Source organism: Vibrio sp. Hal054 (assembly GCF_037162405.1).
Taxonomy (GTDB): domain Bacteria; phylum Pseudomonadota; class Gammaproteobacteria; order Enterobacterales; family Vibrionaceae; genus Vibrio; species Vibrio diazotrophicus.
Genome location: NZ_JARLUT010000001.1, coordinates 2,388,191 through 2,405,394 on the forward strand (window position 1 = coordinate 2,388,191; position 17,204 = coordinate 2,405,394).

Genomic DNA, 17,204 nt, shown 5'->3' on the forward strand with positions numbered 1-17,204 from the left:
GTTAGCTCATACGAAGCAGAGAATCGGACGATTTGTCCATGTCTTCTGCCGTGCTCATCATTTTGACTTGCATTTCAAACTGACGCTGTAACTCGATTAGGCTGGTCATTTCACCCACCGCATTGACGTTACTGCCTTCTAGGGCTCTGGTCAGAATTTTTACATTGGCATCTGCATCGTATGCCGTGTTTGGATCTTTCGCGCGGAAAAGACCATTAACATCTTTATATAAATCTTGGTTGTTTGGACGAACAAGCTTAATACGGTCGACGATTTCCATTGCATCTGCTGGAGCGCCTTGCGGGCGAACAGAAATAGTACCGTCGTTACCAATTTCAACTTTTGCCACTGGTACCGGTAAAGTAATTGGCGCGCCAGTTTCACCAAGCACCAAGTGACCATTGCCGTTAAGCAAAAGACCGGTTTGGTCGATCTGCAAATTACCGTTACGGGTTAAACCTTCAGCACCCGTTTTGTCTTGAACAGCAATCCAGCCATCGCCTTGAATGGTGACATCCAAATCACGTCCCGTTGTGATAACACTGCCTTGCTGGAAATTGTTTCCTGGACGTTCAGTCATACTGAACACTCGGCTAGGCAGACCATCACCATATGCTTGCATTGAACGAGCTTGTGCTAAGTCAGCACGAAAACCAGTTGTGCTTACGTTGGCCAAGTTATTCGCTCTTAGCTGCATAGCTTGCATATTTTGCTTTGCGCCACTCATGGCGAGAAACAATGCACGGTCCATAATTTGCTCCAAAATTCATCTGTTACGACTCATAAAGCAATAGGTGTGCCAAGTTTTATTTTTAATATAAAACAGAAAGTTATAGTACGTAGAAGGGGTGTTACGGGGAGGTTTGCCGCGGCAATGTGGCAAGCTGGCAATCCTATCAAGCCAGCGTTGCCGCTGGCTTGATAGACCAGATGACCATATATACGAAGATCGTATTATCGAATCTGCAGGATGTTTTGTTGTAGCTGGTTGTGAACTTCAAGCGCACGTGAGTTAGCTTGGAAATTACGTTGAGCAGAGATCAAATCCACTAACTCTTGGGTCATATCAATGTTGGATTGCTCTAAAGTACCGTTGTTGATGGAACCGAAAGAGCCTTTGTTTGATTCGCCCCAGATCTTGTCACCAGAGAACTGAGTTGAATCCCATTGAGTACCACCTTTTTTATCCAGACCTTGTTCGTTAGATACACGTACTAACGCAACTCGTCCTAGGGTGATGTTTTCACCGTTTGAGTAAGTGCCTAACACACTACCGTTTTCGTCAAAGTCGATCTTAGTTAAGAAACCCGTTGTTGCGCCATCTTCATCGAACTTAGTCAATTCAAACGGTGCAGCAAACTGAGTTGCTGAATCTAGACCAAAGGAGAGTGTCTGGTTAACATCTGCGCCATTTAGGTTAATAGGATTTGCACCTGCGCCTAGAGGATCAGAAACAATTGGCTGCCCGTTGTTCAAACTTGCTAACGTACCGTCATTGTTAAACTTCATGGAGTGACCAACATGACCAGTCGGTGTAGTCGCATCACCACCAGTGATGTTCAATGGCTTCTCACCGTCTTTGTCTGTCACTGTGTAATAAGTTTGCCACGTATTTGGCTGAGTTTGGTCTTTCAGATAATACGTAGTTAGCTTATACGACTGCCCCATTGAGTCATAAATTGTCGATGACGTTGAGCGGTTATAAGTTTCAGGATCATTGTAGTCAAACAACGCTGGATCTTTCAGATCACCGTTTGCTGGAAGGTTTACACCTACTTCAATGTTTGCCGTTTGTTTAGGCTTACCAAACTCTGCTGGAATGTTCAGTGGCTGTGGTTCATAAGAAAGCACATCACCAGTATCAGGGTTTACCTGATAGCCCAGTAGGAACTCATCATTCGACGTCACCATGAAATTGTCTTTGTTCAGGTGGAAAGCACCGTTACGAGTCAATTCATTTTGCTGTGGAATAAGGCGATCTTTAGATACCGCGAAAAAGCCAGTGCCCGAGATACGCAAGTCCATTGGGTTGTTAGTATAAATACTTGAACCTTCGTGGAATTGCTGGGCAACTTTATTCACTTGTACACCACCACCCGGAGTGGTTTTAGCGTTGGTAAATAAAGAGCTTGAGTAAACATCACCGAACTCCGCACGTGACTCTTTAAAGCCGAATGTGTTTGCGTTCGCAATGTTGTTACTGGTTGTGTTCAGGTCTAACTGAGCTGCGGATAAACCGCTAAGAGATACATATGACATTCCAAATTCTCCTATCTAGCTAGCATTCTATGCTTTGCCAACTTCAAGTACTTCAGCAAGTTTCACTGGTGATGTGAAACCAGCTAGATTGAGTAGTACGTTACCATCACCCTTACCAAGCAGAACACTATTGACGTTAGCGTAAGTAGATACGCCAAATTCAGTACTTGTTCCATCTAGTAGACCAGCGGCTTTCACTTTGTATTTGCCGGCCGGCAATGGATTACCGTTTTGATCTTTTCCATCCCATTCGACACGGTTGTCACCGGCCGGTTTAGCTCCTACATCCATAGTACGAACTAGCTGTCCCATTTCGTCTTCGATACGAACAAATAAATTCTCTACCGAACTTGGAAGCTTAACCATTGCCGCCATGCCTGCATCATCTTTCTTAACGCCTGCAGCACCAGGTACCAATACATCACGACCTACCAGTGATGATGCTTGCAAGGCTTGGTTAGATGTCATTGCCGAGTTCAAACTCTCAAATTGAGTGTTCATCTTGCCAATACCATCAACCGTCGCAAATGATGCCATTTGCGCAATCATCTGGTCATTGCTAACCGGCTTAAAAGGATCTTGCTGAGAAAGTTGCTTCGTGAGCAGGGAAAGAAAATCTTCTTGTTTAAGATCTTGTTTACCTGTGCTCTCAGTCGGCTTCTTCTGTTCTTGAAGAGCTTTCAGCTGGTCAACATAGGACAAGCCGCTTTGACCAACGTTATCTATTCCGGCCATACGCTAACTCCTTATCCTTATTGACCCATCTGCAGCGTACGCAGCAGCATTTGTTTACTTGCATCTGCAACCTGTACGTTCGTTTGGTATGAACGTGATGCAGAAATCATATTAGCCATTTCTTCCATTACGTTAACGTTAGGCTTATAGATATAGCCTTCGTCATTCGCAAGTGGGTGGTCAGGGTTAAACTCCGCTGATAGCGGTTTATCACTTTCCACAATACCTAACACTTTCACAGGCACGTTTGGGTCGCGGTTAAAACGTGCTTTACTCAACTCGGCACCGAACACTGCGTGACGCGCTTTATAAGTATCTTCAGCAGAGCTGCTGATACTGTCCGCGTTAGCAAGGTTACTTGAGGTTGTATTTAGACGAACAGACTCTGCGCTCATCGCGGAACCTGTCACATTGAACACATTAAATAAGCTCATCTAAATTACTCCCCTTTAATTGCTTTCGTTAAGTTCTTGAATTTACTTCCTAAGAAGTCGAGTGATGCTTGGTGGCGAATCTGGTTTTGCATAAACAAGTTACGCTCTAAATCCACATCCACCGTGTTGCCATCACCAGTGTCAGGTTGAGTTGGAACGCGGTAAAGCATTTCCCCTGTCACAGTCGTAGAGGCAGGAATGTGCCGACCGTCCGTACGGCTAAGACCAATGCTTGCCCCCGAACTTGCCGCCTGCAAAGCCTTATTGAAGTCCATTCCTTTCGCCTTAAACCCAGGTGTATTCGCTTGAGCAATGTTAGTAGAGATAACCTCTGCATTGCGTTCACGAACACCCACCGTATGCTGGTGTATACCGAGTGCGTTGTTGAAAGAAATAGCCATACTTTGCCTCTTTAATAAGAACTGACCGTTAGTCATAGATTAAAAGCAATTAGCGTACCAACTTTTAAATTTACCAATTCACAATTAATCTTTTCTCGTGTTGCAACCTTTTAGCTTGCAAAAAACAGTTTGCAAAAAGCACGCCGTCTTTGGCAGTAGCAAACCTATAAATTTAGAGATTTGGAATGTCTCTCTTTAGGTATAGAACAGAGAACCAGAAAGGAAAGAAAAAGCCCAGCACGTTGCTGGGCTTTAGAAAGGGATTGATTTGAGTTTATGACTTATTTGAGCTTATAGATGATGCCGGGATTACAACGCACCATTTCAAACTTGTCCGTCAGCCCAGTTAAAGACTCAGATGCACCAAGCAGCAGGTAACCACCGGGATTTAGGTTGTTTGCCATCTGATTCAATACTTTTGCTTTCATATCTGGCGAGAAGTAAATCAATACATTTCGACAGAAAATGATGTCGAACTTACCGAGCAACGCATAGCTTTCCATTAAGTTTTGCGGGCGGAAGTTCACTAAACGTTTGAGGCTATCTTTTACCTTCATTCGTCCGTCCCCTGCATCTTCAAAGAATGCACGACGGCGCTCAGGAGACAAACCACGTCCCAAAGCGAGGTTGTCATAGACACCTGCACGACACATATCCAGCATGCTTGCTGAGATATCCGTTGCCGTGATCGCCACGCTTGGCAGTAAACCAGGACGACGCTGTTGAGTTTCAAGGATAGTCATTGCCATTGAATAAGGTTCTTGACCAGAAGAACTCGCCGCCGACCAGATTTTAATTGGGCGTTTTTTTGCCGCCATTTCTGGCAGTAAACGCTCAGCAAGCACAGTAAACGGATACGTATCACGAAACCACAAGGTTTCATTGGTTGTCATCGCATCAACTGCTGCCACACGCAAATCACGATTTCTCCCTGTTACGACATCTCGTAACAGGTCAGATAAACTAGCTAACTTATATTTAGTCACAAGTGGACTGAGACGACTTCTCACCAAGTACTGTTTGCTGTCTCCCAACACGATCCCGCATTGAGATTCCAGAAATCGGCAAAAGTCGCGATATTCTTGATCGCTTATAGTAATAGCAGTCATTAATTTCTCTTTATTTTACTAGCGCAGCCTTCACCGCATTACCAAGCTCATCAGGGTTAAACTTAGCGATAAATGCATTTGCACCTACTCGTTCAACCATAGCTTGGTTAAATACCCCACTCAGTGATGAGTGCAGTATAACGTAGAGATCTTTTAATTCATTATTCCGGCGTATTTCTGCCGTTAAGGTGTAGCCGTCCATCTCTGGCATTTCAATATCCGAAATCACCAAAGAGATTTGTTCGTAAATACTACCTTCTTTTGCCATTTCTAACAGCTTTTCGTATGCATCTTTACCGTCTTTGGTCAAAATACATTCAAAACCGATTGACTCTATCGCTCGTTGAACTTGCTTACGAGCTACTGTCGAGTCGTCTGCAATTAAAATACGACGAACAATCGCCTTTTCTTGTTCAGCTTCCGCAATATCATGACCGATACTAGCATCCATCTCTTCATTAACTGGTGCGATTTCTGCAAGGATCTTTTCTACATCGAGAATTTCAACCAATTCGTTATCAATATTGGTTACGGCTGTCAGATAGTTAGCTTTACCAGCACCTTCTGGCGGAGGCAGAATTGCTTCCCAGTGCATATTGATTATACGTTCAACCGAACTTACTAAAAAAGCTTGAGTTGTACGGTTAAATTCCGCAATGACAACAAAACTTTTTTGAACATCTTGAGTCGGACGACCACCGATGGCCAAGCTTAAGTCAATAACAGAAAGCGTTTGACCACGAATATGGGCAACACCTTTAACTAAGTGATGCAAGTTAGGCATAGCAGTCAATTTAGGACATTGTAGAACTTCTTTGACTTTAAAAACGTTAATGCCATAACGTTGGTGTCCGTTAAGACGGAAAGTCAGTAATTCTAGTCGGTTTTGGCCGACAAGTTGCGTACGCTGATTCACAGAATCAAGAATACCCGTCATAAGCACATCTCCATCTCAAACTTATGTTCATAAAAAAGTGGTAGTCTACTACACGCTATGAAGAAACGAGAGACACGAACAATGCATCCGAAGATCTGTTTACATCTACATTCCCTATCTAAGTGTAGAGCTTTCTATAATATTTTTTTTAACTCTATCGGTTTTTTGTTAGCTTTCTTTAGTCTTTCTTTGTTTGCTGCAACACCAGAGCAAGTAAAAATGATTCAAAATTCCGCTGAAAATCATGTTTTGAGCAGTGTTGAAGTCGCCGAAGGAGGCGAGCTCGTAGTGAATGCCGCAAACATAGATGACCGCATATTCGCCACCGATTGCCCAAACACTCTCACAACCTCTTCGTCATCCAGTAATGCGTCTGCCAGCAACATCACCGTGCTAGTTGAATGCGAAACAGATAACTGGAAAATCTATGTTCCCGTTCGCCTAACAATGCGAGTTCCTATGGTTACCGCTGCTAATCATATTAGCAGAGGACAAGTTTTAACAGACAACGATATAACTATCAGTATGGTAGATCTGCTGCGCTTTAGACGGCAAGGTTTTTCCTCGATAGAGAGAGTGGTCGGAGCAAAAACCAAGAAAAACGTGAAGTTAGGTGATGTTATCGAACAAAATGATATCTGTGTGGTATGCCGAAATGACAGTGTACTTATCCAAGCAAACGCCAGTGGTATGAATATTACTACTAAAGGAACAGCATTATCTGACGGAAGCTTCGGTGAACAGATAAAAGTGAAAAATGATAAATCTAACCGTATAATAGATGCGCAAGTCAGTGGTATTGGCGAAGTAACCGTTCAGTTTTAGTTACTTAGCAATAAAAGCGTTAAATTCGTCACGAAGCCATAAAATTGCTAAAGTTATTCTTCTACATGTCGATATTGACAGTACAGATTCATATTTTTAAAAAGGCTCATTTATGGCAGGCATTGATAACATACGCTCAGGGCATTCGTTAAACACGACGAATCGCGCCCCTGCTCGTTCTAATTCAGATGCATCTTCATCAACATCAAGTGCAACCAACCGTGGTGCTGTTAAGCAAGATTCTGTATCGCTTAGCCATCAGGGAAAGGCCATTGGTGAACTGCATAACGACATGACGACGACCCCTAGCTTCGACAGCGCTAAAGTTGCTGCTATTAAAGAGGCGATCGCAAACGGATCTTATGTTGTTGATTCAGAAAAACTGGCCGACAATATGATCAGATTTGAAAAAGAATTGGGTGGCTTTAACTAACCCGATTCGGTTTATAGGCAATTTAAGTTATGGCAGCACTAAAAGACTTGATCGAATTCCAACTTAAAAACGCACAAGAATTATCAGTGCTGTTGGAAAAAGAGAAAATCGCAATTACTTCGCGAATATCTGCGGATATAGAAGCGCTTGCCAAACAGAAAACCACTTTGGTTAACCAACTGCAAACGACAGATCAACGAATTGCTGCTCATCCTCATGTCTCGAGCCTGGCTGAGGATAGCTACCTCAATGAGTTAACCAATCAAATTCGTTCTGTTATTCACGATTGCCAGCAAGCCAACTTGATAAATGGCGAAGCCCTGAATCGCGCACAGCTTAGCTTTAATAAACTCAATAATATGATGCAGCAAAGCTTGGGCAAAGTTGGAATGACTTATAGCGCAACAGGCCGCACTCAATCCGTTTCGACTTTGGGTACCAATCTCAAAGCGTAATCGGCACGTCGCAGTATTAATGGTCACAGTATTGATGACAGGCGACGGCAATAAAACCAGAAAATAGAAAAGCGGCAATATTTGCCGCTTTTTTTGTATGCCGATTTTAAGTATCTGGAGAATGATAATTAAAACTACAAGAGATAGAACCGAGAGAGTTAGAACAGAGTTTGCTGACGTTTTTCAGGCACCTGCTGAACTTCGCCGTAATCTCGAAGCATGTTCATCTTATTAATGTCTAGACGTAATTCCGTTACATAGCTGTCGCCAACTTTATAGCTACGAACCACTTCTGCACCACGAATAACACCATCAACTTCACCGCTGGTACGTTCAGTACCAAGACGCTGATCGCTTAGCTCCGCTCGGCCGCTAACACGCATGCCATAAACTTGTTCAGCCAGCTCGCGGTAAGCATCAATTTTTGAAGCTCGCATCGCTCGAACTCGCTTCTCTTCAACATCACGCCCTTTCTGCTCACTGATACTCGCGTATCCCACCGCAGTTAACCAATCATCAGCTCTTGTTGTTTGAAGAGGCTGACACCCCATCATTACAAACGCTGTCACTAGGACCAATAACCATTGTTTCATCATAAACTCCTATGGGCGCAGAATGACAGTGTAAGGTTGCTTCATCGTTGGATCAGAACGAATGAGAACACCATCTTGAGTACGCATACTGTTCAAAGTATCTAAATCTCTACCGATGCGATCAGCAGGTAGGAAACCTTGCGCAGTCGCCACAACAATACGAGATTGCAAACCAACAACACGAGCATTAACAAGAACGCCACCATCTTGACGAAGCATAGTGCCCGTTAACACGTATTGGATTTCTTGCTCTTGAGCTAAGTCTTTCCAGTCGCGGCTAAACGCAAAATCGCCTTGCTGCGTTACTTGAATCGTACCTGTGGTTTTATAGTCAACAACCTTAAAACCACGGCGTTGGAACTGGTAAATAAACCCTTCGGATACCGAATTACCCAACCAGTTTGTTGTATCCATATTTTGCAGATCAACAAATGAGGTCACAGCAATAGCATTACGGGCTGTAATACTCGTGTTCGATATCATTAAATCTTCAGTCATACTCTCTACAAAGAAATCCAAAGTATGTCTTGGACTCTCCATCAACATAAATTGTGAACCAGAGTACGGCTCTTTTCCGTTATAAATCGGGGCATAGGCACATGCAGTCAAAAAAACTGCTGGCACTAAAGGAAGCCATTTTTTCATTCTCTTCATCTCCAGATATACTAAGGCATCGGTTCCATTTCACTCTCACTGATGAAACTGGAACACTCTTTGCTTTTCTAAATTCGTCTACTATTCAGAAACGCGATACCTACATCAGCTACGAATTAAGAAGCAAAATTTATACCTAACTGGTAATTCATAATGAAAAAAATTATTTATTGTTTAATTTCAATACTTTCAGCAACACTCAGCATACCCAGAGCTTATGCAGAATGGTATGAAGTGACAGGTACTGCCGCTGTTGTTTCGACAGAAAGTGCCGCCCGACTTCACGCATTAGAAAACGCCATTTATAAGGCGGTAAAATTTGCCGGGGCAGATATTGGCAGTATCAGCAACTTAATGCCGCTATTAGAATCAGAACGTACCGAATACCAGTTTTCAAACCATGAAGTGAGGTACATCCTGATTGAACAGACAACTTCTAGAAACGATGTGATGAGTGTTCGAGCTCGTATTGACATCTACCCATCGGCAGCAGGTTGCCAGCAGAACCAATATAAAAAGACCTTCTTAGTCGGCAATATTGATTTAGCATCACCTCAACAAGCGGTAATGGGGCAGATTTATAGTCTGGGAGATGATTTTGCCGAAGTAGTAAACCGCCAAATCGGTCAGGAGTCAGGAAGCTTCGTCTCCGTCGGTACCACCAACTATGATATCAATGCCCGTAATCCTGAACGAATCAAAATGATTGCTCAAGATACCGGCGCACAATACATCATTGGCGGTGTAATTACTGACCTTACGGCGACTATCGAGCAGAAATTACTACAAGATGATGTCATTAACCGTCAGTTCGCTTTAGAGATGAAAGTGTTCGATGGCAAAACTGGCAGTGAAGTCTTTAAACATAACTATCGTGAAGTCGCCCGTTGGCCTTTTGCGAAAACCAGCCAAATCGATACGCGAAGCGCACGCTTCTGGGCTTCTACTTATGGCGATATGTTACTTAGAGTAAGCCGAAATATTATGTTGGACTTAGAGTCTGAAATTTCGTGCAAGATTACGCTTCCTGAAATTGTTGCCAAATTTGGCAACACACTAACCATGGATTTAGGCAGAATTCACGGCGTTCAAGAAGGCGATAAACTGCAACTTTGGCACACAGGCGCATTCATTGATCAAAAAGGTTTGCCACGCAATAAAGTTACCCAAAGTGATATCACTTTAACGGTATCACGTGTTTATGAAAACGACGCTGAACTGATGATTGATCAGCCAGAACTACTATCGAGCGTGCAAATTGGCGACGTTATGCACAAACAGAATTAAAAGTGTTTATTGGTGGTTAACTTATTCAAATAATTGAGTAATATAAGAGCCCTGCTCCCGTGGCACAGCTGGATAGCGCGGCCCCCTCCTAAGGGGCAGGTCTCAGGTTCGAATCCTGTCGGGAGCGCCATATAAAACAACGCCTTAGCTAACATTCAAGCTAAGGCGTTTTTGTTTAATTCTACACATTGACCATAACTACAAGCTATCGAGCGTCGTATGATATTTTAAAATGAATGGTGGAAGCAGTCCTATAACGTATATAAATTATCAAGCCATTGAGCAATCAAATAATCAAATTATACACTTAGTATCTAATTGGTTTTAAACTTCCACTAAGTTAAAACTGTTTCTACTTGTCTACCAATCGTTTAAACATCTTTATGAAAGATATTTTCCAATAAACTCTTCAATTGGCATCGGCTCATCAAAATAGAAACCTTGATAGTGTGTTACATTGTTTGCATACAAATATTCAAATTGATCTTTATTCTCAACACCTTCTGCCAAAATCTCTGCATTTGTTGCGTTAGCTAAGCTAATGATGGCATCTAATACATGAGTATTTTTCCCCTCAGATATAGTGTTTACAAATGTACGATCAATTTTAATGATATCAATACTTGAATTAATTAAGTATTTCATTGAGCAATGACCAGTACCAAAATCATCAAGAGCAATTTTTATATTCTTATCTTTAAGCTTATTGATGTATGAGGTAAAAATTTTGCTTTCAAATTCTTGTCTTTCAGTTATTTCTAATACAATTAAAATAGGTTTTGATGACAATTCTTTCTGTAACAACATTATATCTTCATACAAAAGATTTGAATCAAACTGTATTGCACATACGTTAAACCCTAAATGGAACTCGCCCTTTCTTGTGAATTCCACATTACGTAAATGCGTCGAACACTTTTGCATTAAAATCTGGGTGATTTCTCTAATTTTTCCGTTTGCTTCTACTTCTTCAATAAAACTGGCAGGAGGGATAACACCTTTAGTTGGATGTACCCAACGAACGAGAACCTCAGCCCCTACCAAGGTGCCATTAACGTCAAACACAGGTTGCAAATATGGATGAAAGTGGCGGCGTTTTATGGCTTTACTTATATCCCAATAACTAATTGTAAACTTATCAAAAATTGGCGATTTAACACGAACTATCAATAAATAAAAAAGTGTCCAGAATATTATTACGAAACTGTGATTTATTATTAAATATTTAAAAAACAAATACGGACTAATATTATACTTAACTTCATAAAGTGATGTACCTTCCAAGGCGTTATTTTTGCTAACTATTTTATCTTTATATAAAACAACATTTTCGAAGTTTACATAAACATCATATTCGGAGTAATCATCGATGATTTCAGTTAATGATTCAGGATATAACCCTATGATAGTGCTGTAAGTAGGTGTATAAGATATCTTTACTAAGAAAGCCTCCATGTTTTTTTGATTTACACTGTCACTATAAGGAGTCTTAGATATATAAAAAAACCGTATTTTCCCAGTTTCTTCTTTGGTAAATTTTAATTCCATTCCGTTGAGTAAATTGATTGAAGAACAAATTACTTTTTTATTGTCGGTGATACTTATACTTCTTACATTTCGATTATTTAAAAGTAAAGTTGCATTTTCTTCTAAGAAGTTCCAACAATTTTTAACTGGTAAACTTCCACTTATCTCATCTTCGTAATACTTTATATTTTCAAAGATTATATTGTTTACTTCTGCTGAAACTTCTTCTACAACGTCAAGTGAATCATAGTTGTATTTGGCGAATAGTGTTAACAGAATTAATGACAAACCAAGAACGTAAATATGATGTTTTATTGTTTTTTCTGAGTTCATTTCAGCTCTCTGCTTTCCTCTATAGAGCAAGAATCATTCTGCAATCTGAGGCTAGTTTGCATCATTTTCATCTTAATTAGCTAACCCTAATTAACATTGTTAAATTGCCAGCGAAATAGTTGCTTGCATAATATGACAAATAGCGAACAGATCACATTAATGCAAGAAATAATTCTCATTTTTGATAAAACCATGACCTAAAGAAGATAATGCCCTCTCAATATTCAAGAAACAATTAGTTTATGGAAGTTCTTTTGACTGGTAGGGAAATGAGAAATGTCCAAATTCGGCACTAGAAGAGATTGAATTCTAGTACCCATTGAGGCGTTATCAGTAATGATTTGAACTAGGAAGTCATTGCTTAAAGTTTCTTTGTTTATATGATGATGGAATATCTGAAACATCAAAGGAATCATAACAATGAATAAGGAAGAGGCAGGACATCTTTGCGTTTCACTTCGAGATCTAGACATCACTATCAGACCTATTACGCCAGAAGACAATAGTGCGATTGCTGACGTCATTCGTAACAGCTTCATTGATAATAAAATTGACCATCTAGAAGGCGTAAGCCTACACGATCCAGCTTTAGCTAGCCTGAGTACCGCTTATACCTCTGACAAATCCGGTTACTGGGTAGCAACACTTAATGATCAAGTTGTTGGTGGCGTTGGCGTTGCACAGTTATTAGGGGCTAATGAAGAGTATGGCGAAATGCAAAAACTATACTTGGATAAATCCGTGCTAGGTATTGGTCTTGGAAGGTGTTTAATTGATTTATCGATAAAGAAAGCGAGAGAGTTTGGATACAAATACCTATATTTGGAAACACTGGAAGAACTGAACTCTGCTGTCTCTTTATACGAGCAGTTTGGTTTCGAACATATAGAGGGAAGTATCGGTAATACTGGGCACGGCAGTTGCGAAATTTGCATGCTAAAAACCCTTTAACGCTTTAGATATATTCGTTCAAGTAAACAAAAAGACTAACCATGATGAGTTAGTCTTTTTTGTTTTAGAGTGCTTAGTCGTCGGAAAACTAACGGAAGTTGCAACTTAACGCATTAATGTTATTTGCACTTATATGTGCTTCACATGCATTCTCGCTTGCCTGCCCAACTAAATCGACGTTTTGATTAGATACCGCTTGTACATGGTGAACGTTTTGGCTGATTTCAGCAGTAACCGCACTTTGCTCTTCCATGGCTGACGCAATCTGAATAGATTTGTCCTCAAGTAACGACATCATATCAATCACACTAGACATAATAGACTGGACACTTTGGGCCTCAGTATTACACCGTTGCGATTTATCTTGGTTGGTTATCATGGATTTTTGCCACGTTTGCATTGAGTTCTGAAGATTGGTTACTGAACTCTGAATATTCTGTGTGGCAAGTTGAGTTCTTCCGGCCAGGGTTCGCACTTCGTCAGCAACAACGGCAAAACCTCGACCTTGCTCTCCCGCCCTCGCCGCTTCTATTGCCGCATTCAATGCCAACAAGTTGGTTTGATCTGCAATCCCTTGAATTTCGGCCATAACACCAGAAATTTTATTGGTATCTTCTACCAATTGAAGCAAGCTCTGAGCTGCCGCGCCAATATCTTCCGACAACTCATTCAGGTTCTCACCGTTCCTTGTTAATGTATCTGCCGCATTGCCGCACTTGGCTTTGACTTCACGCACGTAATCACGAGTATCTAAAGTTGCGCTGTTTACTTCTTGTATTGATGCATTCATTTGCGTGGCCGCAGTAGATAGCTGCTCTAAAAGCTCACTTTCTGCTTTCAAACTTTGTAAGGATGATTCACTGGTTGATTTTAGCTGCTCAGAAATGTTCACTAATGCCTTACCAGAATCCAAACTTCTTCCCAAGATTGTCCTAATTTTGGCTAATTGAATATCCACATTGTAGGCAACCTTTCCGCTTAGCCCCGTTCCACAAAAAACCACACGTGAAGGGCTATTTACTATATCTGCTTGTTTATGAATCAAGGTTGGCAGTTTGATGATTTCATCAAAAAATAGACCGCTGAAAATGACTAACGCTGCCAAAACTAATGCAAACATTGTCATTCCGGCTATCCAATATGCACTGCCCAATAAAGCTATGGCGACTATCGCCGCGACGGCTCTCTGAAATAAAATGTGTTCAGTAACAGGGAATGGTTTCTTTCCATTATTAATTCTCTTATACAACCTCTCAGCAGAGGCTATATCTTTGCGCGACGGACAATGTCGAACAGACTGATAACCTATAATTTTATCTTTGTCGTAGATAGGAGTAACGAATGCGTCTACCCAATAGTAGTCTCCATTCTTACAGCGGTTTTTTACCATTCCTCGCCAACTGTTGCCTTTTTTTAGCTGCCCCCACATATCTGCGAAAGCCGCTTTAGGCATATCAGGGTGACGAACGATGTTATGAGGTTTGCCAATCAGTTCTTCAGCGGTAAAACCCGCCACACGGCAGAACTCATCGTTAGCATAAGTGATGATACTGTTTGTATCCGTTGTTGAGACCAAGAACTCCGATTGGGAGAAGGTCACTTCTTTTCCTTTATGAGTAGACATAGCCAATTGCGTCCTTACTTGCTCATTCTTATTATAAAAAACTGACAACTTCTTATTACTTGTATTCTTTCGAGCCTCCGATTGCTCACCCCTTAGTAATAAGTTACACAATAATTACACTATAGTTACGATAAGACGTTCGATGTGGTAAACGTTGGAAAATGTGACAAACATTAACCTTGCGTCATAGCTGTTACATAAGCGACATGTTGTTCATCAACTATAAACGTAGTAGATATTCTGAAAACCATTCAACGTTGTTGCAGATAAAAGACGAAAGTTTTATCTCGCAGAATCCTGACTCAATTTTGATATAAAAAATTAACATTCAACTAGACTCTTTATTCTCCTTATCCGGGATTTAATCTAAAATTACTATTAACAAAAATGTTGATAACCCAAGGCGCTTGCTGCTTTTGGGTGGTTGGTAAACTTTTCTAACACTCGGCACGTCTAAGTTCTGTTGTTGGGATAAGAAATCCACCACCTTGAACCCATCAAGTTGTAAGGGAAACCGCTAGCCTATGAAGAAAAGTAACCTAGAAACTAATACTGGCCACCGATTTATCTCTAAAGCTAAAACGGCTTATAAAATTCATATTCACACTCCCGATGACAGTGTTCTCCACAGATCGGTCGGTTACATACGTCTAGGAGAAGCCAAGGGGCTGAAAAAGGCGATTAAACTACGAAATGAATTAGGCAGAGAAATGTGGGGCAAGCATTGGCGACGTATATTGAAAGATCCTTATCTGATGACTCGTTTACCTCATAGTTTAGAGCCCAAAATCATCTATAAGCCACGTCCGACAAGCGATAACCCAGATAGCCGAGATGCTTGCTATATTGCCGCTTGGCGCGATTATGACAACAAAGGCAAATGTACCTTTAAGAGTGTGGTTTGCTCTATCAATAAACACGGCAAACTTGCTGCCTATACCAAAACGAAAAAAGCGCTTTTGGAAGCCCATAAAGACTGTTTGGATATTCTTATTTATATGGGACGTTTGAGCAGTATTGATTTGAAATAATCTCGTGTAAACCGAGTAACTCATTGCTGTCTCAACAAATTCCCGAACGCCAGAAATCAAAAAAGCTGAGGTTGTTACACCACAGCTTTTTTCATCACTCAATAATTAGCTTATTGTGCGTTAGCTTCACGCTCTTCGATAAATGCCAGCGCCATCTTGATACGTGCGATGACACGCTCTTGACCAATTAGCTGCATTACCGCATCTACAGAAGGTGATTGACCGCCGCCAGTGACTGCTACACGTAGAGGCATACCAATTTTGCCCATACCGATTTCAAGTTCTGCACATACTTGTTCAATCACTTGGTGCAGTGCTTCTGTTGTCCACTCTGTCAAAGCTTCCAGTTTACTTAGCGCAAGCGCTAGAGGCTCTTTTGCCACACCACGTAGGTGCTTCTTAGCAGCGCCTTCTTCAAACTCAGAGAAATCTTCATAGAAGTAGCGAGACTGCTGAGCAAGCTCAACAAGTGTATGGCAACGCTCACCAACAAGACTCACGATATCTGCTAATGCAGGACCGTTGTCTTTGTTGATACCTTGGTTGTCAAAGTGCCATTCTAGGTGCTTCGCCACATACTCAGGATCAGAAGATTTGATGTAGTGGTTGTTCAACCAAAGTAGTTTGTCAGTATTGAAAGCCGATGCTGATTTAGAAATCGCATTCAGACTAAACAAATTAATCATTTCTTCTTGAGTAAAGATCTCTTGGTCGCCATGACCCCAACCTAAACGAACTAGGTAGTTGATCAATGCTTCAGGCAAGTAGCCTTCGTCACGGTATTGCATTACAGATACCGCGCCATGACGTTTAGACAGCTTAGCGCCATCGTCGCCTAGGATCATTGCACAGTGAGCAAACGTTGGAACTTTCGCGCCAATCGCTTCGTAAATGTTAATTTGACGAGGCGTGTTGTTGATATGGTCTTCACCACGAATAACGTGAGTAATGCCCATATCAATATCGTCAACCACAACACAGAAGTTGTAAGTTGGAGAACCATCAGTACGGCGGATAATCAGATCATCAAGTTGGTCGTTACGAATTTCGATACGGCCACGGATCTGGTCATCAAATACTACGCTGCCTTCTTTCGGATTACGGAAACGAATAACGCAAGGATCACCCTCTTTCGCTGCTTCATTCACCGCTTTGATTTTAGGGTGGTTCGCATCGTAACGAGCCATCTCTTTGTTCGCTTCTTGCTCAGCACGGATCTCGTCGAGAAGCTCTTTAGACGCATAACATTTGTAAGCTTTATCTTGAGCTAGAAGTTGATCGACCACTTCGTTATAACGATCAAAACGTTTTGTTTGGTAGTAAGGACCTTCATCCCATTCCAAACCTAACCAACTCATACCTTCAAGAATCGCATCTACTGCTGCTTGAGTAGAACGTTCAAGGTCAGTGTCTTCAATACGTAGAACAAATTCACCACCTTGGCTTTTTGCGTATAACCAAGAGTAAAGTGCTGTACGTGCACCACCAACGTGAAGATAGCCCGTAGGACTTGGGGCAAAACGAGTTTTAACCGTCATTTGACTTCCTTAGATATAAAAACAACAGTGGCACATTAAGCCACTGCGACTGAAAGGATAAAATTTGGCGCCATTTTA

At 41.4% G+C, this 17,204-nt stretch carries 18 protein-coding genes and 1 tRNA gene; 7 read left to right on the forward strand and 12 right to left on the reverse strand.

Annotated elements, in window-relative coordinates; translation table 11 throughout:
• Position 1: 1 nt before the first annotated feature.
• The 7 genes from flgF to P4S58_RS11100 all read right to left on the reverse strand — a co-directional run bounded on the left by flgF (position 2) and on the right by P4S58_RS11100 (position 5,875).
• The gene (gene flgF / locus P4S58_RS11070) at positions 2-751 is read right to left on the reverse strand and encodes a flagellar basal-body rod protein FlgF (protein WP_042479991.1); all 750 of its coding nucleotides are present in this window, start codon (positions 749-751) and stop codon (positions 2-4) included.
• Positions 752-954: 203 nt separating this feature from the next.
• Complete coding sequence (gene flgE / locus P4S58_RS11075) at positions 955-2,259, reverse strand: flagellar hook protein FlgE (RefSeq protein ID WP_042479994.1); 1,305 nt, start codon at positions 2,257-2,259, stop codon at positions 955-957.
• A gap of 27 nt (positions 2,260-2,286) precedes the next feature.
• Positions 2,287-2,994, reverse strand: coding sequence for a flagellar hook assembly protein FlgD (gene flgD, locus P4S58_RS11080; RefSeq protein ID WP_042479997.1), 708 nt, complete (start codon positions 2,992-2,994; stop codon positions 2,287-2,289).
• A 17-nt stretch (positions 2,995-3,011) separates the two neighbouring features.
• Positions 3,012-3,428, reverse strand: a complete 417-nt coding sequence (flgC, locus tag P4S58_RS11085; RefSeq protein ID WP_042479998.1) for a flagellar basal body rod protein FlgC — start codon at positions 3,426-3,428, stop codon at positions 3,012-3,014.
• A 5-nt stretch (positions 3,429-3,433) separates the two neighbouring features.
• The gene (gene flgB / locus P4S58_RS11090; RefSeq protein WP_042480001.1) at positions 3,434-3,829 is read right to left on the reverse strand and encodes a flagellar basal body rod protein FlgB; all 396 of its coding nucleotides are present in this window, start codon (positions 3,827-3,829) and stop codon (positions 3,434-3,436) included.
• A 281-nt stretch (positions 3,830-4,110) separates the two neighbouring features.
• On the reverse strand, positions 4,111-4,938 hold the full coding sequence (locus P4S58_RS11095) for a protein-glutamate O-methyltransferase (protein WP_337163982.1): 828 nt from the start codon (positions 4,936-4,938) through the stop codon (positions 4,111-4,113).
• 10 nt (positions 4,939-4,948) lie between these two features.
• The gene (locus P4S58_RS11100; RefSeq protein WP_102954310.1) at positions 4,949-5,875 is read right to left on the reverse strand and encodes a chemotaxis protein CheV; all 927 of its coding nucleotides are present in this window, start codon (positions 5,873-5,875) and stop codon (positions 4,949-4,951) included.
• A gap of 57 nt (positions 5,876-5,932) precedes the next feature.
• On the opposite strand from P4S58_RS11100, the gene flgA reads away from it, so the two are divergent.
• The 3 genes from flgA to P4S58_RS11115 all read left to right on the forward strand — a co-directional run bounded on the left by flgA (position 5,933) and on the right by P4S58_RS11115 (position 7,588).
• Complete coding sequence (gene flgA, locus P4S58_RS11105) at positions 5,933-6,700, forward strand: flagellar basal body P-ring formation chaperone FlgA (protein WP_269348586.1); 768 nt, start codon at positions 5,933-5,935, stop codon at positions 6,698-6,700.
• 112 nt (positions 6,701-6,812) lie between these two features.
• The gene (gene flgM, locus P4S58_RS11110; protein ID WP_042480007.1) at positions 6,813-7,133 is read left to right on the forward strand and encodes a flagellar biosynthesis anti-sigma factor FlgM; all 321 of its coding nucleotides are present in this window, start codon (positions 6,813-6,815) and stop codon (positions 7,131-7,133) included.
• A 29-nt stretch (positions 7,134-7,162) separates the two neighbouring features.
• Complete coding sequence (locus P4S58_RS11115) at positions 7,163-7,588, forward strand: flagella synthesis protein FlgN (RefSeq protein ID WP_042480009.1); 426 nt, start codon at positions 7,163-7,165, stop codon at positions 7,586-7,588.
• A gap of 158 nt (positions 7,589-7,746) precedes the next feature.
• On the opposite strand, the gene flgP is transcribed toward P4S58_RS11115, so the two are convergent.
• Together flgP and P4S58_RS11125 are read right to left on the reverse strand one after the other, a co-directional pair.
• On the reverse strand, positions 7,747-8,181 hold the full coding sequence (gene flgP / locus P4S58_RS11120; protein ID WP_042480011.1) for a flagellar assembly lipoprotein FlgP: 435 nt from the start codon (positions 8,179-8,181) through the stop codon (positions 7,747-7,749).
• Between the two features lie 9 nt (positions 8,182-8,190).
• On the reverse strand, positions 8,191-8,826 hold the full coding sequence (locus P4S58_RS11125; RefSeq protein WP_042480013.1) for a FlgO family outer membrane protein: 636 nt from the start codon (positions 8,824-8,826) through the stop codon (positions 8,191-8,193).
• Positions 8,827-8,988: 162 nt separating this feature from the next.
• Here P4S58_RS11125 and P4S58_RS11130 point away from each other — a divergent pair, with 162 nt between their 5' ends.
• A complete protein-coding gene (locus P4S58_RS11130) occupies positions 8,989-10,122 on the forward strand; it encodes a flagellar assembly protein FlgT (RefSeq protein WP_337163986.1) in 1,134 nt (377 codons plus the stop codon).
• Between the two features lie 53 nt (positions 10,123-10,175).
• Positions 10,176-10,252: transfer RNA gene (locus P4S58_RS11135), tRNA-Arg, on the forward strand.
• A 251-nt stretch (positions 10,253-10,503) separates the two neighbouring features.
• Here P4S58_RS11135 and P4S58_RS11140 read toward each other — a convergent pair.
• A complete protein-coding gene (locus tag P4S58_RS11140) occupies positions 10,504-11,982 on the reverse strand; it encodes an EAL domain-containing protein (protein ID WP_337163988.1) in 1,479 nt (492 codons plus the stop codon).
• Positions 11,983-12,402: 420 nt separating this feature from the next.
• Between P4S58_RS11140 and P4S58_RS11145 the strand changes: the two genes are divergently transcribed.
• Complete coding sequence (locus tag P4S58_RS11145) at positions 12,403-12,933, forward strand: GNAT family N-acetyltransferase (RefSeq protein ID WP_337163990.1); 531 nt, start codon at positions 12,403-12,405, stop codon at positions 12,931-12,933.
• Between the two features lie 88 nt (positions 12,934-13,021).
• Here the strand turns inward: P4S58_RS11145 and P4S58_RS11150 are convergent, their stop codons facing one another.
• A complete protein-coding gene (locus tag P4S58_RS11150; protein ID WP_337163991.1) occupies positions 13,022-14,557 on the reverse strand; it encodes a methyl-accepting chemotaxis protein in 1,536 nt (511 codons plus the stop codon).
• A 524-nt stretch (positions 14,558-15,081) separates the two neighbouring features.
• Between P4S58_RS11150 and P4S58_RS11155 the strand changes: the two genes are divergently transcribed.
• Complete coding sequence (locus P4S58_RS11155) at positions 15,082-15,588, forward strand: Fe3+-citrate ABC transporter substrate-binding protein (protein ID WP_337163992.1); 507 nt, start codon at positions 15,082-15,084, stop codon at positions 15,586-15,588.
• 110 nt (positions 15,589-15,698) lie between these two features.
• Here P4S58_RS11155 and gltX read toward each other — a convergent pair whose 3' ends face one another.
• Positions 15,699-17,126, reverse strand: coding sequence for a glutamate--tRNA ligase (gene gltX / locus P4S58_RS11160; protein ID WP_237291907.1), 1,428 nt, complete (start codon positions 17,124-17,126; stop codon positions 15,699-15,701).
• Positions 17,127-17,204 lie beyond the last annotated feature (78 nt).